Below are 16,021 nucleotides of genomic sequence, written 5' to 3'. Positions count from 1 at the left end.
GTGATGCGCGCCGAAGCCATCTTCCACAGAATCTTCACCACAGCGGCAGCCAGGGCCGCTGTCATCGCCTCTGCGGCTTTGTGCCTGCTGTGCGGCGGCATGGCCCACGCCGGCCTGCAAAGCATCTCGGATGCCGACTTGGCCGGCGTGCATGCGCGCGATGGCTTTGCCTTCAATCTGCGCGGCTTCTCGTTGGACGGCAGCCTGACGCTGCGCCTGGGCAGCAGCAGCGACGCCAGCGGCCTGACCCTGGGCAATATCAGCCTGTCACGCAGCGACGATCCGGCCAACACCTTCAGCGACCCCTACCAACTGAGTGTCAGCCAACGCGGCGCGGGCCTGCCCGATAAGCTCACGCTCAGCGGCCCGCTCAACAGCCTCGGCTTGCTGCGCTGGCAGTTTGCGGCCGACCTGAGCTTGCAAGACGCCGTCGGCAGCAACTTCCAGGCCGGCGCCCTGCTGCTGCAAGACTTGCGCAGCAGCGGCCTGAGCCTGGACTTGGCCCCCAACGCCAACCCCGATGTGCAGGGCATTGCCTTTGGCCTCAGCCTCAAGCTGGACCTCGGCGCCCTGAGCCTGCGCCCGCGCGGCCGCAGCGACACCACGCTGCTGGACGCACCCGGCGCGCCCGAGCAGTTCAGCCTGCGCGGCCTGCATCTGGGCGCGGCCAACAGCATTGCCACCGGCCTGAGCGGCGCGCCCTGGCGCCTCGCCGATCTCGATCAACAGCCCTTGCTGCTCAACACCCTGGCCGCGCCCGATGGCAGCGGCGGCGTGCTGCATCTGAATCTGGCTTGGCCCAACGCCAGCCAGCCAGCGCCGGTGGGCAGCTTACTGATCGACAACATCAGCTTCAAAAGCGATCTGGGTGGCAATGTGGATCTGGGCAGCAGCCGCATCGGGGGCATGCAGATCCAGTACCTCGACATCAAACTGAAAGGCGGCCGTTGAGATGCGTGCGCTGACTGTCCGGCAACTTTTCTTGCTTCCCTTATTGACCCTGTGTGGCCTGCTGAGCCAGGCCGCCCAAGCCGCCACGCCGCTGGATGACGCCGCACTGGCTCGCGTCAGCGGCCGCGACGGCATTGTGATGAACGCGCATCTGGAACTCAACACCCAGCCGGGCAGCAATAACCGCGTCAGCCTGGGCTTCAAGGTGCAGGGCAACACCAGCTATTTGCTGCTGGACCGGGTCAGCGGCACGCTGGACTTGCTGGGCCTGGAAGTGAAGCCGGCCACCAGCAGCAGCCAGGGCGATGTGATCCAAGTCGGCTTGCCCAGCTTTCTGGGCTTCAAGGACTTCGGCATTCGCGCCATCGGCGTGCAGGGCGATCCGCTGGCGCCCATCGGCAACAGCCTGGGCCAGATCCAGCTCAACGGCAGCGCCCAGATGCAGGGCCAGTTGCTGATGTGGGCCAAGTAAAGCACCGGCTCGCTCCTCATCCATCTATTCACTTCCACCGCATCCGAGACCAACCATGTTGATGATTTTGCTGGGCACCCTGGCCATGCTGATCGGCGGCGCCACGCTGGACACACAAAAGCCCGCCCAAGACCGCCCCGAGCGCCAATTCGAGCTGCCGATGGCGCAGGTGGGCGGCGGCGTGGTGCCGGCCTCGGTGGTGATCGAGCCGCTGTCGGAGCTGAAGTTCAAGAACATCGTGCACCAGGCCTATGACTACAGCTGCGGCTCGGCCGCGCTGGTGACCATCATCAACAACTATCTAGGCATCCAAGTCACCGAGCAAGCCGCCATGGAAGGCATGCTGGCCCATGGCGAGCGCGACAAGATCATCGAGCGCCGCGGCTTCTCGCTGCTGGACATGAAGCGCTATGTGGCCACCCTGGGCTCGGACAGCGCCGGCTTCAAGGCCGAGATCAAAGACCTGGCCGAGCTGAAAGTGCCCGGCATCGTGCCCATCGACTACGCCGGCTTCAAGCACTTTGTGGTCTTCCGCGGCATCCGCGACGGCAAGGTCTTCCTGGCCGACCCCTCGGTGGGCCACATCGTTTTCTCGGTCGAGGAGTTCGCTGAACTCTGGGACCGCAACACCTTATTCCTGCTCTATCCCTCCAAGACGCGGGGCCAAGCCAAAAACCTGCTCGCGCTCAACGATCAGGAATTGGGTGTGATCGACCCCGATCAACTGCGCAGCCAGGCGCGCCTTTCCCTTCCCCTCGACAACACCGAAGCCCTGCGCGCTGCGGTGCAAGCCAACTTTGGCACTTTCAATCTCCGACGCTAACGATCCTTCTCATCATGATGACCGCAATCTCGACCCGCTCTCGCGCCGCCTCCGGCCTCGTTTTGGCCCTGCTGCTGCACACCGGACTGTCCCTTGCTCAATCCAGCACTGCCGCCAGCACCCCATCCACCAACAGCGCCAGCGCCGATGCCGAAGCTGCCCGCCAAGCACTCGCCAAGAAGGATGGCGATGTGGACCAGGCCGCCCTGCTCAAAGCCACCCTCACCGCCACCGACAAGCAGTACTCGCTGATCAAGAAAGGCGCACTGGCCCTCACCTATGACCTGAGCTACGCCTATATCGGCAGCCAGTTGATCGAGGCGCGTTTTGCCGACAGCGCGCTGACCCTGTTCAGCATTCAGAACACCCGCTCGCACACCATCACCAACACCGTGTCGACCGACTACGGCCTGCTCAACAACCTGACCGGCAACGTCACCATCCCCCTGGTCAGCAAATACAGCCAGTCGGAGAGCTTCTCCGGCCTTTCCAACGGCATTGGCGACCTCTCGCTGGGCGTGCGCTGGCAGCCGCTGGCACAAAGCCGCGATCTGCCATCCCTGACCGCCTCCAGCACCCTGCGCGTGGCCACCGGCCGCAGCCCCTTCAAGACCATCAGCAACCAGGGCCTGGCCACCGGCTCGGGCTATAACAGCATCACCTTCGGCGCCAATGCCTCCAAGGTGATGGACCCGGTGGCCGTGTTCGGCTCGGTGTCCGTCACGCTGGGCCAAGCCGCCACCGGCTTGGATCAAACCGTCAACGGCGGCACTTTGGTGAAGATGAGCCCCGGCGCCAGCCTGAGTTTCGGCATGGGCTTCGCCTACGCCCTGTCTTACAAAGTCTCGACCACCCTGTCCTTCCAGGAGACGGTGTCGGCGCGCTCGCATCTCTACCTGGCCGATGGCAAGGTCAGTGCCACCGCGCCACAGACCTCGGGCATCCTGAGCTTCGGCCTGGGCGTGCGTGCCTCGCCCAAGACCACCATGAACGTCTCGGTCGGCGTCGGCCTGGGGCCGGATGCACCTAGCTTCACGCTGGGCTTCAACATGCCTCTGAACCTCTGAGGCTGCCATGTTTCGTCAGCTTCAGAACGACTGGCGCCGCCGGGCGCCAGCGGCAAGGCTTTGCGCGCTGGGCGCCCTGGCGAGCCTAGGCTTAGGCTTGGCCTCGCCCAGCCACGCCGCCTTGACCGAAAACCTGGGCGTCAGCGTGGTGGGCATGGCCTTGGGCAATGCCGTCACGGCCGACCCGCCGGGCCTGGACGCCATCCACTTCAACCCCGCCGGCCTGGCCCGCATCAAGACCAACCGGCGCCAGGACGCCTTGTTCGGCGCCTCCATCAAGCCCTACGCCAGCTTCCATCAGCCCGAAGGCTTTGACATCGGCGGCTGGAAGGAAGACCCGCTCAACGGCACCAAGACCGGGCCAGTGCGGCAGAGCATTTATCTGCCCATTTACGGCTCGCCCTCCTGGAGCTTGCCGGCGGCGTTTGCGGCGGGCTTAGGCCTGGCCTTTCACGAGCCCGAGTCCAAGTGGACCTTTGGCACCGCCACCTATGTGCCGCAGGCCGTGGGCATCGACCGCACCAAAGATCCCAATGACCCTGGCCGCTTCGACGGCCGCAAGGTGGTGATCCAGCGCCTGGTCTATCTCTCACCCACTGCCGCTTATCAGCTCAGCGATACCTTGAGCCTGGGCGTCTCCGTGCCTATCGCCCACCAAGGCTTCATGCTCAATACCGAGATGCGCATGCCCAATGAGCTGCTGGGCATCATCGGCAAGCTGCAGGACGCCTGGTGCGGCAATAGCGGCAACCCCATCGACGTGCTCGCCTTCGGCCTGTGTGGCGGCGGCAAAGAGGGGCGCCTGCGGCCCTTCAATTCCGTGGGCAGCATGGAATTCGACTTGACCGCCCCGATGGATCCCACTATCAATGTGGGCGTGCTGTGGGAACCCAAAGAGTGGTTTGCGGCGGGCGCGGTATATCAGTTCGGCTCCAACTCCACCTTGACCGGCCGCTACACCTTCAACGCGGACCCGATGCTGCGCAAGTTCGTGGAAGGCATGTACGCCAGCCTGCTGGGCCCCATCATGGCCGCCACCTTTGCCATGCCCAGCAGCATCCCCGAGTCGCAGAGCGGCAATGCCACCCTGGTGCTGCCCTTCCCGGAGCATATTCAGGCCGGCATCAAGATCAAGCCACTGCCCTTTCTGCAATTCAATGTGGACGTCAACTGGACCAACTGGGCGCGCTGGGACAAGATGACCTTCCAGTTCGACAAGCAGGTTTCCTTGCTGCAGATGGCACGCTTGTTCGGCCAGGGTGACGCCAGCAAGCTGATCATCCCGCGGGGCTACAAAAGCCCCTTGCACTTTGGCTATGGCGTGGATCTCAGCGTCGGCAAGCACTTCCATGTGCGGGGCGGCTACGAGCCGCGCCGCAGCTCGGTGCCCAGCTCGGCCATGGACTTGATCGCGCCGCTGCCTGATTTGAAGGTCTACAGCGCTGGCGTCGGCTACCAAAGCGACAAGGGCTTGCGCATCGACGCCACCGTGGCTTACGCCCACGGCCGCTTCAACCTGCCCGCCAACACCAGCTGCAACCTCAACTGCACCAACTTCAGCAATGTGATCTACAACCCCTATGCCGGCCTGGATGTGAATGGCGGCATCTACATCCGCTACGGCGGCATTTCCTTCAGCCATCCCTTCTGATGCCATCCCATGACGGGGCCTGAGTCAGGTCCTGTCCCTTCTTTGCTTCCGTCGCCTCCTTATCTCCATTTCCCTTTCGCCAATGAAGCTGCTCCCATCTCCGTCCTTTGCAACGTCCCTCACCGCCGGCCTGCTAGCGGCGCTCTTGAGTCAGGGCGCCAGCGCCCAAACCGCGGCCACACCCGCAGCCAAAACCACGGCAGCAGCCGCTGCTCCCGCCACACCTAGCACAGCCGCCAGCCCGGCGCGCCAAGCGCTGGTGGACCGCTTGCTGAGCCTGTGGCATGTGGAAGATGTGGCCGTGGTGATGGTGCAGCGCCCGGCGGTCAACGCCATGGAGCAAGCCCGCGTCGTGCTGCAAGGCCGGGTCAGCGCCGAAAAGCGTGACCGCACGCTCAAAGAGATCAGCAGCGATGTGCAGACCTATGTGGATGAGGCCACGCCCATTGCCAAGGCGAATGCGCAAAAGCTGGTCACCCCCACCGTCGGCCCCATGCTGCTAGAAAACTTTGACGACAACGAGCTGCGCCAGATCATTGCCCTGCTGGAATCGCCGGTGAAGAAGAAGTTCGAGAAGCTCGTGCCGGCGATGGAGAAGACCTTGGGCGAGAAGGTGGCCAGCGAAAGCGCCGCCGCCATCAACCCCAAGCTGCAAACCATGACCCAGGCCGTGGGCCTGAAGCTGCGCGCAGCCTCCATCGCCCCTTGAGCTGAAGGTCGCGCGGGCGTCCTGCGATCAGGGCGCTTGCGCGTAGCGCCGTTGCAGTTGTGCGACCTCGGCGCCTTGCTTGACCCGGCTCAGCGCTTGCGCGAAACGCTGGGCCAGCGGCGCATGGCCGCGCGCAGCTGAAAAAGCGATGTAGTTACGCGAACTGGTGATCGCCGGTTGCAGCGCCACGATGCGGGCGAACTCGGGGCGGTCCTGATAGGCCGCCTTGAAGTTGTCCCAGGCCACCGCGCCGACCGTGGCATGCCCGGCCAATAAGCGGCGCAGCAAGTCATCCATATTGCTGGCCTCGATGCGGGGCGCACGGTCGATATCGGCCTTGCCGAATTGAAAGCCTCGCACGGTCACCAAGCTGTGCTGAGCCAGGAACTCCTGCAGATCGCCATTGAAGGCGAGGCGAGGCGCGTCTTCCTTGCGGGCAATGAAGCGGACATCGGCGCTGGACAGGAAATTGCCCTCCAGAAACACCGCCCAGGCTTCGCGCTCGGGCGTGCGTGAGATGTAGGTGATGGCGTCGGCCTGGCCGGTTTCCACCATCAAGAGTGCGCGCTTCCAGGGCAGGCTGGTCCAGCGCACCCGCAGACCCAGGCTTTTGGCTGCGGCCTCCACCATATCCACATGCAGGCCCACCAGCTTGCCCTCAACCATCATTTCAAACGGCGGGTAATCTTCATTGCCGCGCACCACATCCAAAATGCCCTGCTGCGCTTGCGGCTGCGCCCAGGCTGCACCTGCGCCCAGCATGGCAGACAAGAAAACAGCAAACAGTACGCGCGACAAAACCTTCATGCATTCCTCCAGGAGTCGGCACGGTGAGCGCAGATGGGGCGTTAGGCCCGCTCAAGTTCCGACCCGGGAGTCTAACTTCAGTCGCCAAGCGTCCGCCAGGGTCGCCGTCAAGGACAATTGTCCGAAATTGAAAACAAATGTTCTATGATTCGACCATGGAATCCAAGAAAGATCAGCTGCTGGCCCTGATCACTCACAACCCCTTCATCAGCCAGCAAGACCTGGCCGAGCAGCTGGGGCTGTCGCGCTCGGCGGTAGCCGGCCACGTCGCGGCGCTGACCAAGGAGCGGCGCCTCCTCGGCCGCGCTTATGTTCTGCCGGGCGCGCGCCGCGTGGTGTGCATCGGCGGCAGCAATGTGGACCGCAAGCTGCGCGGCCTTAAGCCGCTGCAGATGGGCAACTCCAACCCGGCAAGCTTGAACGAAAGCCCCGGCGGCGTGGCCCGCAATGTAGCCGAGAACCTGGCCCGGCTGGGCCTGCCCGTGCAGCTCCTGACCGCCCTCGGCGATGACGCCGCCGGGCGCTTTTTGCGCAGCCATGCCGCGGCCTTGAGCGTGGACTGCAGCGCCAGCCTGATCGCCACCTATGCGCCCACCGGCAGCTACACCGCCGTGCTGAGCCCCGAGGGCGAGCTGGTCCTGGGCCTGGCGCAAATGGACTTGTGCGAACGTCTGACGCCCGACTACCTGCGCCAATGCGCGGCGCAGCGCGCCCAGGCCAGCCTGACGCTGGTGGACCTCAACCTGCCTGCCGATAGCCTGGCCTTTTTGCTGGCGCAAGCGGCCAATGAGACTGCGGCGCCGCTGGTGGCGGTGGCGGTCTCGGCGCCCAAGATGGCGCGGCTGCCGCAGGCCCTGCAGGGCTTGAGCCTTTTGATCCTGAACCACGACGAGTTGGCCGCCGCCACCGGCTTGGCCCTGAACGGCGAGGCCGATTTGCAGCGCGCCCATCAAGCCATGGCCGCACGCGGCCTGGGCAGCCTGATCGTCACCCAAGGCAGCGAGCGCCTCTACTTCGGCCATGCCGGCGAGGCATTGAAGTCCTTGAAGCCGACGGCGACCCGCGTGGTGGAGGTCAGCGGCGCCGGCGATGCTTTTGCCGCCGGCGTGTGCGCCGCCTTGCTGCAAGATGCGGGCGATCTGGCCAGCGCCTGCAAGCTGGGCCTGCGCCTGGCCCGACTCACTTTGCAAAGCGAGCACAGCGTCTCGCCCGAACTCAGCCCTGAACTGCTCCTGCCATGAACACATTGAACGCACAGAACTTCCTCGCCTTCTCACCCGAAGTGGCCGCGGCCCGCGCCGCTGGCCGGCCCATCGTGGCGCTGGAGTCCACCATCATTTCCCACGGCATGCCCTATCCGCAGAACGTGCAGACGGCTCGCGAGGTGGAGGCCTTGATCCGCGCCGAGGGTGCCGTGCCCGCCACCATCGCCGTGCTGGGCGGCAAGATCCGCATCGGCCTAGCGGACGAGGAACTGGAGCTGCTGGGCCAATCGCCCGAGGCCATGAAGGTCAGCCGGCGCGACCTGCCTTTTGTCTTGTCCAGCGGCAAGATCGGCGCCACCACGGTGGCGGCCACCATGATCTGCGCCGAGCTGGCCGGCATTCGCGTCTTTGTCACCGGCGGCATCGGCGGCGTGCACCGCGGCGCCGAGAGCAGCTTTGACATCTCCGCAGATTTGCAGGAGCTGGCGCAAACCTCGGTGGCCGTGGTCTGCGCCGGCGCGAAAAGCATTCTCGACATTGGCCTGACGCTGGAGTATCTGGAAACCCACGGCGTGCCGGTGCTCAGCATCGGCCAGGACAATTTCGCCGCCTTCTACACGCCGGACAGCGGCTTCAAGGCCGACTTCCGCCTCGACAGCGCCGCCGAGCAAGCGCGCTTTTTGCAAACCAAATGGGCGCTGGGCCTGCGCGGTGGCGTGGTGATCAGCAACCCGGTGCCGGCCGCGCAAGCCATGCCGCGCGCCGAGATCGATGCGATCACGCAGCAAGCGCTGGATGAGGCCGCCGCTCAGGGCATTGGCGGCAAGGCCGTCACGCCCTTCCTGCTGGCGCGCATCAAGGCGCTGACGGCCGGCCGCAGCCTGGCCACCAATATCGCCCTGGTCAAACACAATGCCGTGGCCGGCGCACGGCTCGCACAAGCGCTGCAAAACTGAGCGCGCGCGCGGGGCGGTTCACACGGCAGCAATATGCGGGCGGCGCTGAGCGGGTAAGCTCAGGGCCTTGCCTTGTATACACGGCGCAGCCTGCGCCGAGGCCAAGCGAATCACCGACCTCGCCCCAGCATGCGCAGCAGAAAAACAATCATCCTGTCCCTGACTCTCATCAGCCTGGCTGCCGCCGGCTGGTGGTGGAAATCCCAACCCCCTCGCGTCACCAGCGGCCCCACCGCCGCCTCCAGCCCGGCGGCCGGCGCAGCCAAGGGCGGCCCGCAAGCGGTCGGCGTGATTGAGGCGCGGCAGCAGGATGTGCCGGTCAATCTGGAAGCCAGCGGCACAGTGGCCTCGCTGGCCAGCGTGGACATGCGAGCGCAAACCACCAGCACCGTCAAAGAAGTCTTGATCAAGGACGGCGACACGGTGCGCAAGGGTCAGGTCTTGCTGCGCTTCGACGACCGCGCCGACCGCGCCAATCTGGAACGCGCTCGCGCCCAATTGCTGCGCGATCGTGCCGCCGCCGCCGATGCCGAGCGCCAGTTCAAGCGCGCCCAAGAACTCAAGGCCCAGAACTTCATCGCCCAAAGCGCGGTGGACACGGCGCAAGCCAATGCCGAAGCCGCCCGCGCCCTGGTGGCTGCTGACGAAGCGGCCGTGCAATCCGCCAATGTGGCGCTCAGCTATAACGAGCTGCGCGCCCCCATCAGCGGCCGGGCCGGTGCGCTCAGCGTCTTCCCTGGCAGCTTGGTGCAGGCCAGCGCGAGCGCGCTGCCGCTGGTCAATATCGCGCAGATGGATCCCGTTGGCGTCAGCTTCAGCCTGGCCGAATCGCAGTTGCAGCCCTTGCTGGCCGCCACGCGCGGCGCGGGCAAAGCCGGCGCCAGCAGCCCAGAAGCGCTGCAAGTGCAGATCGCACCGACCGGTGGCCGCGCAACTGGCAAAGGCAGCGAGGCCGAAGCCGGCGCCAAGGGCAAGCTGGTTTTCGTGGACAACCTGGTGGACAGCACGACCGGCACGATCAAAGTGCGCGCCGAGTTTGATAACCGCCAGCAGCAACTCTGGCCGGGCCAGTTTGTGCGGGTGCGCATGACGCTGCGCACAATCAAAGACGCCATCGTGATTCCGCAAGCCGCCATCATCCAGCGCGGCAACGAACGCTCGGTCTATATCGTTGACGCCGACAAGAACGCCCAACTCAAAACCGTGCAGCAGCGTTACACCTTTGGTGAGATGGCGGTGGTGGAAGGCATACAGGCCGGCGACAAGGTGGTGGTGGACGGCAAGCAGAATCTGCGCCCCGGCACCGCCGTCAAGGCCCAGCCCGCAGCCCTGAACCCTGCAGCAGCGGCCGCAGCGGCCGCCAGCAAGAAGGCGGCGGGTGAAGGCGCGGGGGCTGCATCAGCGGCATCGGCGCCATCAGCAGCCAGCTCGGCAGCTTCCGGGGCCGGCGCATGAACTTGACGGAGTTGTTCATCCGGCGGCCGGTGATGACCGTGCTGCTGAATATCGCGCTGGTCATCGCCGGCTTGGCGGCTTGGGGCAAGATTCCGGTGGCGGCGCTGCCGTCCTACAACACGCCGGTCATCAATGTGCAGGCCAGCCTGCCCGGCGCTTCGCCGGAGACCATGGCCTCTTCGGTGGCTCTGCCGCTGGAAAAGCAGTTTTCCACCATTGCCGGTCTGAGCACCATCTCCTCGACCAGCACCCTGGGCTCAACCTCGCTGACGCTGGAGTTCGACCCCAGCCGCAATATCGACGCAGCCGCCGTCGATGTGCAGGCGGCGCTGTTCCGCTCGCTGCGGGCATTGCCGACCGAGATGACCTCGCCGCCGAGCTACCGCAAGGTCAACCCGGCCGATGCCCCGGTGCTGCTGGTAGCGCTGACCTCGCCCAGCATCAATCTCTCGGAGTTGAATGACTTTGCCGAGAACCTGATCACCCCCAGCCTGTCCACCATCGACGGCGTGGCCCAGGTCTCCATCTACGGGCAGAAGCGTTTTGCGGTGCGCATCAAGGCGCGCACCGAGTTGCTGCAACAACGCAATATCACGCTGGAGGAGTTGCAAGGCGCGATCAAGGGCGCCAATGCCAATACGCCGGTGGGCGTGCTGGACGGCAATCGCCAGACGTTGACCATCCAGGCCAATAAGCAGCTGCGCAATGCGCGCGAATTCGGCGCCATCGTCGTGGCCAGCCGCAATGGCGCGCCGGTCTTTCTGCGTGATGTGGCGGAGGTGCTGGACAGTTTCGAAACCGTCAAATCCTTCTCCAACTTCAACGGCGAGCGCTCCATCGTGCTGGCTGTGCAGCGCCAGCCCGATGCCAACACCGTCAAGGTGGTCGATGCGGTGAAGGCCATGCTGCCGCGCTTCGAAGGCCAGCTGCCGGCCTCGGTGCAAATGAGCACGCTGAACGACCGTTCGATCTCGGTGCGCGAGTCCCTGCATGACGTCTATTTCACCCTGGCCCTGACCGTGGCCCTGGTGGTGTTGGTGATCTTCTTGTTCCTGCGCCGCGCGGTGGCCACGCTGATCCCGACGCTGTCGCTGCCAATCTCGCTGATCGGCGCGCTGACCCTGCTCTATGCCCTGGGCTACAGCCTCGACAATATCTCGCTGCTGGGCATCACCCTGGCCGTGGGCCTGGTGGTGGACGACGCCATCGTGATGCTGGAGAACATCCACCGCCACGTTGAGGATGGCATGGAGCCCTTCGCGGCTGCCGTGCGCGGCGCGCGCGAGATGGCCTTCACCATCGTCTCGATTTCGATCTCGCTGGTGGCGGTGCTGATCCCCATCTTCTTCATGCCCGGCGTGATCGGCCTGCTCTTCCACGAGTTCGCGGTGGTGGTGTCGCTGGCTATCCTGGTCTCGGCCGGCGTCTCGCTGAGCCTGGTGCCCATGTTGTGCAGCCGTTTCCTCAAGCCCCATGCGCATGTGGAAGAGAACGCGCTGGGCCGCGTGTTTGAGCGCGGCTTTAACGCCGTACTGAACGCCTACACCCGCAGCCTGGACGCGGCCTTGCGGCATCGCAACTGGGTCTTGGGCGTGGCGCTGGCCAGCTTTGTGGCGAGTGCCTGGCTCTACACCAGCATTCCCAAGGGCTTCTTCCCGGAAGAAGACATCGGCCAGATCCAAGCCAGCACTGAAGCCTCCGAAGACATCTCCTTCGCGGCCATGACGGTATTGCAAGAACGCGTGGCCGCCTTGGTCAAGGACGACCCGGCCGTGGCCAGCGTCTCGGCGGCCGTGGGCGGCGGGGGTGGTGGCGGCAGCGCCGGCAATACCGGGCGCTTGTTCATCAACCTCAAGCCGCGTGGCGAGCGCCCGCCGATGGCGCAGGTGCTGGAAGGCCTGCGCAAAAAACTGCGCAGCGTGCCCGGCATCGCCGTTTATTTACGCCCGGTGCAAAACCTGCAGTTGGGCGGGCGCCAGAGCAAGAGCCGCTACCAGTACACCTTGCAGTCCATCAGTGCCGGCGAGCTCAATGTCTGGGCCAGCAAGCTGCAAGAGAAGCTGCGTGCTGACCCGCTGTTCCGCGACGTTACCAGCGACTCGCAGCTGCGCGGCCTGCAAGCCAATCTGATCATCGACCGCGAGCGCGCCTCCTTGCTGGGCGTGCAGATGCAAGACCTGCGCACCGCGCTCTACGACGCTTTTGGCGAGCGGCAAGTCTCCAGCATCTACGCCGAGAGCAATACCTACCAAGTCATCATGGAGGCCAGCGACGCCGATCGCCTGACCGAGGACGCATTCGACAAGATCTATCTGCGCGGCAAGAACGGCGCCCTGGTGCCGCTGACGGCTTTCGCCAGCGTGCAAAGAGCGCTCGGCCCCACAGCAGTCAATCACCAGGGGCAGCTGCAGGCCATCACCCTGAGCTTCAACCTCGCACCCGATGTGCCCTTGGGTGACGCCACCGCCAAGCTGGACGGCTACACCAAAGCGCTGCAACTCCCCAGCAGCATCATCACCAGTTACGGCGGCGATGCGGCGGTGTTCCAGGACTCGCAAGGGGGTCAGGTCTTGCTGATCGGCTTGGCCATCGCGGTGATCTATGTGCTGCTGGGCGTGCTGTATGAAAGCTATATCCACCCGCTGACCATCCTGGCCGGCCTGCCCTCGGCGGCGGTGGGTGCCTTGATCACGCTGCAGCTCTTCAATATGGACCTGACGCTGATCGCCACCATCGGCATCCTGATGCTGATCGGCATCGTCAAGAAGAACGCCATCATGATGATTGACTTCGCGCTGGACGCCCAGCGCAACGGCGGCATGAGCCCGCCGGAAGCGATCCGCGAGGCCTGCATCTTGCGCTTCCGCCCCATCATGATGACCACCCTGGCCGCGCTGATGGGTGCCCTGCCGATTGCCTTGGGCCTGGGCGCCGGGGCCGAGCTGCGCCAACCTCTGGGTTTGGCGGTGGTCGGCGGCTTGATCTTGTCGCAGGCGGTGACGCTCTACATCACCCCGGTGATCTACCTGGCCCTGGACCGCTTCAGCGGCAAGGGGCCGGATATGCGTGAGGTGGCACCGGGCCGGATGACGGCCCATCAGTAACAAGCCATCGAAAAACGCAGCGCTTTCAGGAGCCGCCCGCCACATGTTCTCCCACATCTTCCTCGGCGTCAGCGATTTCGAGCGTGCCCTCGCCTTCTACCAGCCGCTCTTGGCGAGCCTAGGCCTGGCGCAGCGGTTTTGTGAGCGGCAGCGCCCCTGGGCCGGCTGGCAAAGCCCCGGCGTGGCGCGGCCGCTGCTGCTGATCGGCCACCCTTTCGATGGCCAGGCCGCGCAGCCGGGCAATGGACCGATGACAGCCTTGCTGGCCGACAGCCGCGCTGTGGTGGACCAGGCCTATGCACTGGCTCTGGCCCACGGCGGCCGCTGCGAGGGCGCACCGGGTTTGCGGCCTGACTATCACGCGCATTACTACGGCGCCTATTTCCGCGACCCAGATGGCAACAAGCTCTGCGTGGTTTGCCACACGCCACCCGACACGCCGCCCACTGAAACAGGCCGGGCATGAGCCGCCAGCAGCGCCTGCTGCTGGTGCTGGCCTTGCTGGCCGCCGCTTGGCTAACTTTAAAACTCAGCGGCCTGTCGACCCAACTCTTCACCCTGGCCGAGCTGCGCGCGCTGTTTGATGGCCACCAAGGCCTGGGCCTGCTGCTATTCACCTTGCTCTTCATGGCCGGCAATCTGCTGCAGATTCCAGGCTGGGTTTTTCTGGCTGCGGCGGTGCTGGCCCTGGGGCCGATGTGGGGCGGCCTGGGCACTTATCTGGCCGCATGCTGCGCCTGCCTCAGCAGCTTTTTCGTCATCCGCTGGCTGGGTGCTGACGCCTTACGCGCATGGCAAAACAAGGGCCGGCTGAGCCGGCGCCTGTTTGCGCGCCTGGACCGCCACCCACTGCAAAGCGTGACCCTGCTGCGCCTGATGTTCCAAACCGCGCCGGCGCTGAATGTGGCACTGGCGCTGTCGGGCGTGCCTTGGCGCAGCTATGTCTTGGGCACTGTGATCGGCCTGCCGCTGCCGATTGCGCTCTACAGCCTGTTCTTCGACCGGCTGGCGCTGTGGCTGCATCTGCCAGTGCCGAGCTAAGCCTGGCTAAGCCGCCACCCTGAATTCGCGCATGCCGATCACGCCGCTGGCGTCAAAGCTGCGCTCCAGAAAATCAAAGCCACCTGGTTGCCGCAGGCGCAGCAAGGCGCTGGCCCGCGTGCCGTAATTGGGCGAGGCAATGAAGATGGCGGAGAGCGCCCGCTCCCATTCCTGCGGCACACCGGTGGCGGGCAGGCTTTCGTCCGGCGCGATGCGCGGGTCACGCAACAAGGCCAGCAAGGCCTCATCGCCACCCGGCTCCGCGTGGTCCTCGGCCAAGCGCTGAGCCAGTGCGGACTTGAGCGTCAGCAGCTTGGGCCAGGGCGTGTCAAAGCCGGCATTGGACACCGCGCCCAAGCCCGGCTCTAGAACAACGCTGCGCTGCCCACGGCTGGCGCGGCCCTCAAAGCCCAGCAACTGCTGGCCATCAAACAGCAGCAGATTGAAACCCTGGAACTCGGCCGCGCGCGGCGCCAGCTGGGCCAGGTAGTCGGCCGCGCTCAGGGACTCGTCTTGCAAAAACTCGCTGACCAAAGCGCCGCGCGAAGGAGGTGAGGCGCCAGCCGCCGACGAACTCGGCAGCAGCCCAGGGTCGCGGAAATTGGTCAGTGCCGCCAACCGCCGCCCACCGGCACCCAGGCCCAGCCAAGTGCCCCCGGCTTGCAAGTCCTGACCCGCCAGCACGCGGCCACCCGGCCACCAGCGAAGCGGCGCCGTGGGCCGGGCATAGAACTCATCGCGATTGGCCAGCAGCAGCAAGGGCGTGGCCGTACCGGGCTGCCAGCGCCAGGCGATCAGGCACATTCGATTGACGCTCTGAACAACTTCACGGCGGCCAACATCATCGTCATCCTCACGATAGGGCCTCGCCCCGGCCGAGATAGGCACGAATGGAATGAATCTGGCCTTGCGGATTGAAGCTGATGACGTCGATCACAAACAGCTCGACGGGATCAGCAGCATCAACCAGGTCAACGCGAATCTTCAACTCGGCGGCCACGCTGTTGGCGTCGGCAATGAGGTTCAGCACCTCAATGGCGATCCCTCCCGCACTGGCGAAGTTCTTGCGCGTTTCGGCCAGTGCGGCGGCTTTTCCCTGCACGGCAATCTGCCAGTCGCGCAGGCTGACGTCCTCGGCCAGCATCGCTTCAATGGCCGCAATGTCTTTGCGCGCGTAGTGCTGCAGATAAGCCAGGGCGGCGGCCCTATTGGCCTGCGCCCGCATATCAGCTGAAGCCTGACCAGCCAGCACCTCGCTCATGCGCCGATCCGGCTTGGTGATGGCACCGCCACGGGCAAACGCCCTTCCCGCCAGGCCTGAGCCAGGCCTTGAACGGCCTGGCTGAGCAAGCCCATCACATGGTCAAAACCATGGGCCGGGCCGAAATAGGGGTCGGGCACTTCCTGGCCTTGCAGGCCGGGTGCGAAGTCCAGCAGCAGGTGCAAGCGCGGATGCAAAGCGGCCGGGCACAGCAGCTTCAGCTCGTGCAGGTTCTCGCTGTCCATGGCCAGAATCAGATCGAAGCGCTCAAAGTCCGCAGCCACCACACGGCGCGAACGCCATTTCTTGTTGGGGCTGAGCCCGGCGCGCTGCGCAGCGGCTGCGGCACGGGCGTCCATGGGGCCGGGCCGAGGTGCTGCGCGCACGCCGGCCGACTCGATCACCGAAAAGGCCTGCGCCGCGCCAGGGCCGAAGCCCGGCAGGCGTGTTTTCATCAGCAGCTCGGCCAACGGCGATCGGCACAGATTGGCCGTGCAGACCAGCAGCACCGCAGGCATC

The 16,021-nt window shown here is 65.2% G+C and carries 16 protein-coding genes; 12 read left to right on the top strand and 4 right to left on the bottom strand.

Annotated elements, in window-relative coordinates:
• Window positions 1-3: 3 nt before the first annotated feature.
• The 6 genes from AABB87_RS15330 (at window position 4) to AABB87_RS15305 (ending at window position 5,673) form a co-directional block, all read left to right on the top strand.
• Entirely contained in the window at window positions 4-951 is a 948-nt protein-coding gene (locus AABB87_RS15330; protein ID WP_341972055.1) for a hypothetical protein, read from the top strand.
• A 31-nt stretch (window positions 952-982) separates the two neighbouring features.
• Window positions 983-1,423, top strand: a complete 441-nt coding sequence (locus tag AABB87_RS15325) for a hypothetical protein (protein WP_341972054.1) — start codon at window positions 983-985, stop codon at window positions 1,421-1,423.
• A 55-nt stretch (window positions 1,424-1,478) separates the two neighbouring features.
• Complete coding sequence (locus AABB87_RS15320; RefSeq protein WP_341972053.1) at window positions 1,479-2,246, top strand: C39 family peptidase; 768 nt, start codon at window positions 1,479-1,481, stop codon at window positions 2,244-2,246.
• A 14-nt stretch (window positions 2,247-2,260) separates the two neighbouring features.
• Window positions 2,261-3,313, top strand: coding sequence for a transporter (locus AABB87_RS15315; RefSeq protein ID WP_341972051.1), 1,053 nt, complete (start codon window positions 2,261-2,263; stop codon window positions 3,311-3,313).
• Window positions 3,314-3,320: 7 nt separating this feature from the next.
• A complete protein-coding gene (locus AABB87_RS15310; RefSeq protein WP_341972049.1) occupies window positions 3,321-4,964 on the top strand; it encodes an OmpP1/FadL family transporter in 1,644 nt (547 codons plus the stop codon).
• A gap of 82 nt (window positions 4,965-5,046) precedes the next feature.
• Window positions 5,047-5,673 (top strand): DUF2059 domain-containing protein, encoded by a 627-nt coding sequence (locus AABB87_RS15305; RefSeq protein WP_341972048.1) that lies wholly within the window; start codon window positions 5,047-5,049, stop codon window positions 5,671-5,673.
• Between the two features lie 27 nt (window positions 5,674-5,700).
• Here the strand turns inward: AABB87_RS15305 and AABB87_RS15300 are convergent, their stop codons facing one another.
• Window positions 5,701-6,480 carry a substrate-binding periplasmic protein gene (locus AABB87_RS15300; protein ID WP_341972046.1) on the bottom strand — a complete coding sequence of 260 codons (780 nt, stop codon included), beginning with the start codon at window positions 6,478-6,480 and terminating at the stop codon, window positions 5,701-5,703.
• A 155-nt stretch (window positions 6,481-6,635) separates the two neighbouring features.
• Here AABB87_RS15300 and AABB87_RS15295 point away from each other — a divergent pair, with 155 nt between their 5' ends.
• The 6 genes from AABB87_RS15295 to AABB87_RS15270 all read left to right on the top strand — a co-directional run bounded on the left by AABB87_RS15295 (window position 6,636) and on the right by AABB87_RS15270 (window position 14,241).
• The gene (locus AABB87_RS15295; protein ID WP_341972045.1) at window positions 6,636-7,721 is read left to right on the top strand and encodes a carbohydrate kinase; all 1,086 of its coding nucleotides are present in this window, start codon (window positions 6,636-6,638) and stop codon (window positions 7,719-7,721) included.
• Window positions 7,718-8,641, top strand: coding sequence for a pseudouridine-5'-phosphate glycosidase (locus AABB87_RS15290; RefSeq protein ID WP_341972043.1), 924 nt, complete (start codon window positions 7,718-7,720; stop codon window positions 8,639-8,641). The genes AABB87_RS15295 and AABB87_RS15290 overlap by 4 nt, the downstream gene beginning before the upstream one ends.
• 129 nt (window positions 8,642-8,770) lie before the next feature.
• Window positions 8,771-10,096 carry an efflux RND transporter periplasmic adaptor subunit gene (locus AABB87_RS15285; RefSeq protein ID WP_341972042.1) on the top strand — a complete coding sequence of 442 codons (1,326 nt, stop codon included), beginning with the start codon at window positions 8,771-8,773 and terminating at the stop codon, window positions 10,094-10,096.
• Window positions 10,093-13,200 carry an efflux RND transporter permease subunit gene (locus AABB87_RS15280; protein WP_341972041.1) on the top strand — a complete coding sequence of 1,036 codons (3,108 nt, stop codon included), beginning with the start codon at window positions 10,093-10,095 and terminating at the stop codon, window positions 13,198-13,200. The genes AABB87_RS15285 and AABB87_RS15280 overlap by 4 nt, the downstream gene beginning before the upstream one ends.
• 43 nt (window positions 13,201-13,243) lie before the next feature.
• A complete protein-coding gene (locus tag AABB87_RS15275) occupies window positions 13,244-13,666 on the top strand; it encodes a VOC family protein (protein WP_341972040.1) in 423 nt (140 codons plus the stop codon).
• Window positions 13,663-14,241 (top strand): TVP38/TMEM64 family protein, encoded by a 579-nt coding sequence (locus AABB87_RS15270; protein ID WP_341972039.1) that lies wholly within the window; start codon window positions 13,663-13,665, stop codon window positions 14,239-14,241. Before AABB87_RS15275 ends, AABB87_RS15270 begins: the two co-directional genes overlap by 4 nt.
• A gap of 6 nt (window positions 14,242-14,247) precedes the next feature.
• Here AABB87_RS15270 and AABB87_RS15265 read toward each other — a convergent pair whose 3' ends face one another.
• From AABB87_RS15265 to AABB87_RS15255, 3 genes are read right to left on the bottom strand one after another with little or no spacing between them, the layout of a single operon-like run.
• Window positions 14,248-15,045: an NRDE family protein gene (locus tag AABB87_RS15265; protein WP_341972038.1), complete on the bottom strand. Its 798-nt coding sequence runs from the start codon at window positions 15,043-15,045 to the stop codon at window positions 14,248-14,250.
• Between the two features lie 49 nt (window positions 15,046-15,094).
• On the bottom strand, window positions 15,095-15,502 hold the full coding sequence (locus AABB87_RS15260; RefSeq protein WP_341972037.1) for a nuclear transport factor 2 family protein: 408 nt from the start codon (window positions 15,500-15,502) through the stop codon (window positions 15,095-15,097).
• Window positions 15,499-16,020, bottom strand: coding sequence for a low molecular weight protein-tyrosine-phosphatase (locus tag AABB87_RS15255; RefSeq protein WP_341972036.1), 522 nt, complete (start codon window positions 16,018-16,020; stop codon window positions 15,499-15,501). Before AABB87_RS15255 ends, AABB87_RS15260 begins: the two co-directional genes overlap by 4 nt.
• Between the last annotated feature and the right edge of the window lies 1 nt (window position 16,021).

Source organism: Roseateles sp. PN1 (genome assembly GCF_038419725.1).
Lineage (GTDB): Bacteria > Pseudomonadota > Gammaproteobacteria > Burkholderiales > Burkholderiaceae_C > Paucibacter_A.
Note: the sequence above shows the minus strand (reverse complement) of the source record. Positions and strands in the feature narration are given on the sequence as shown.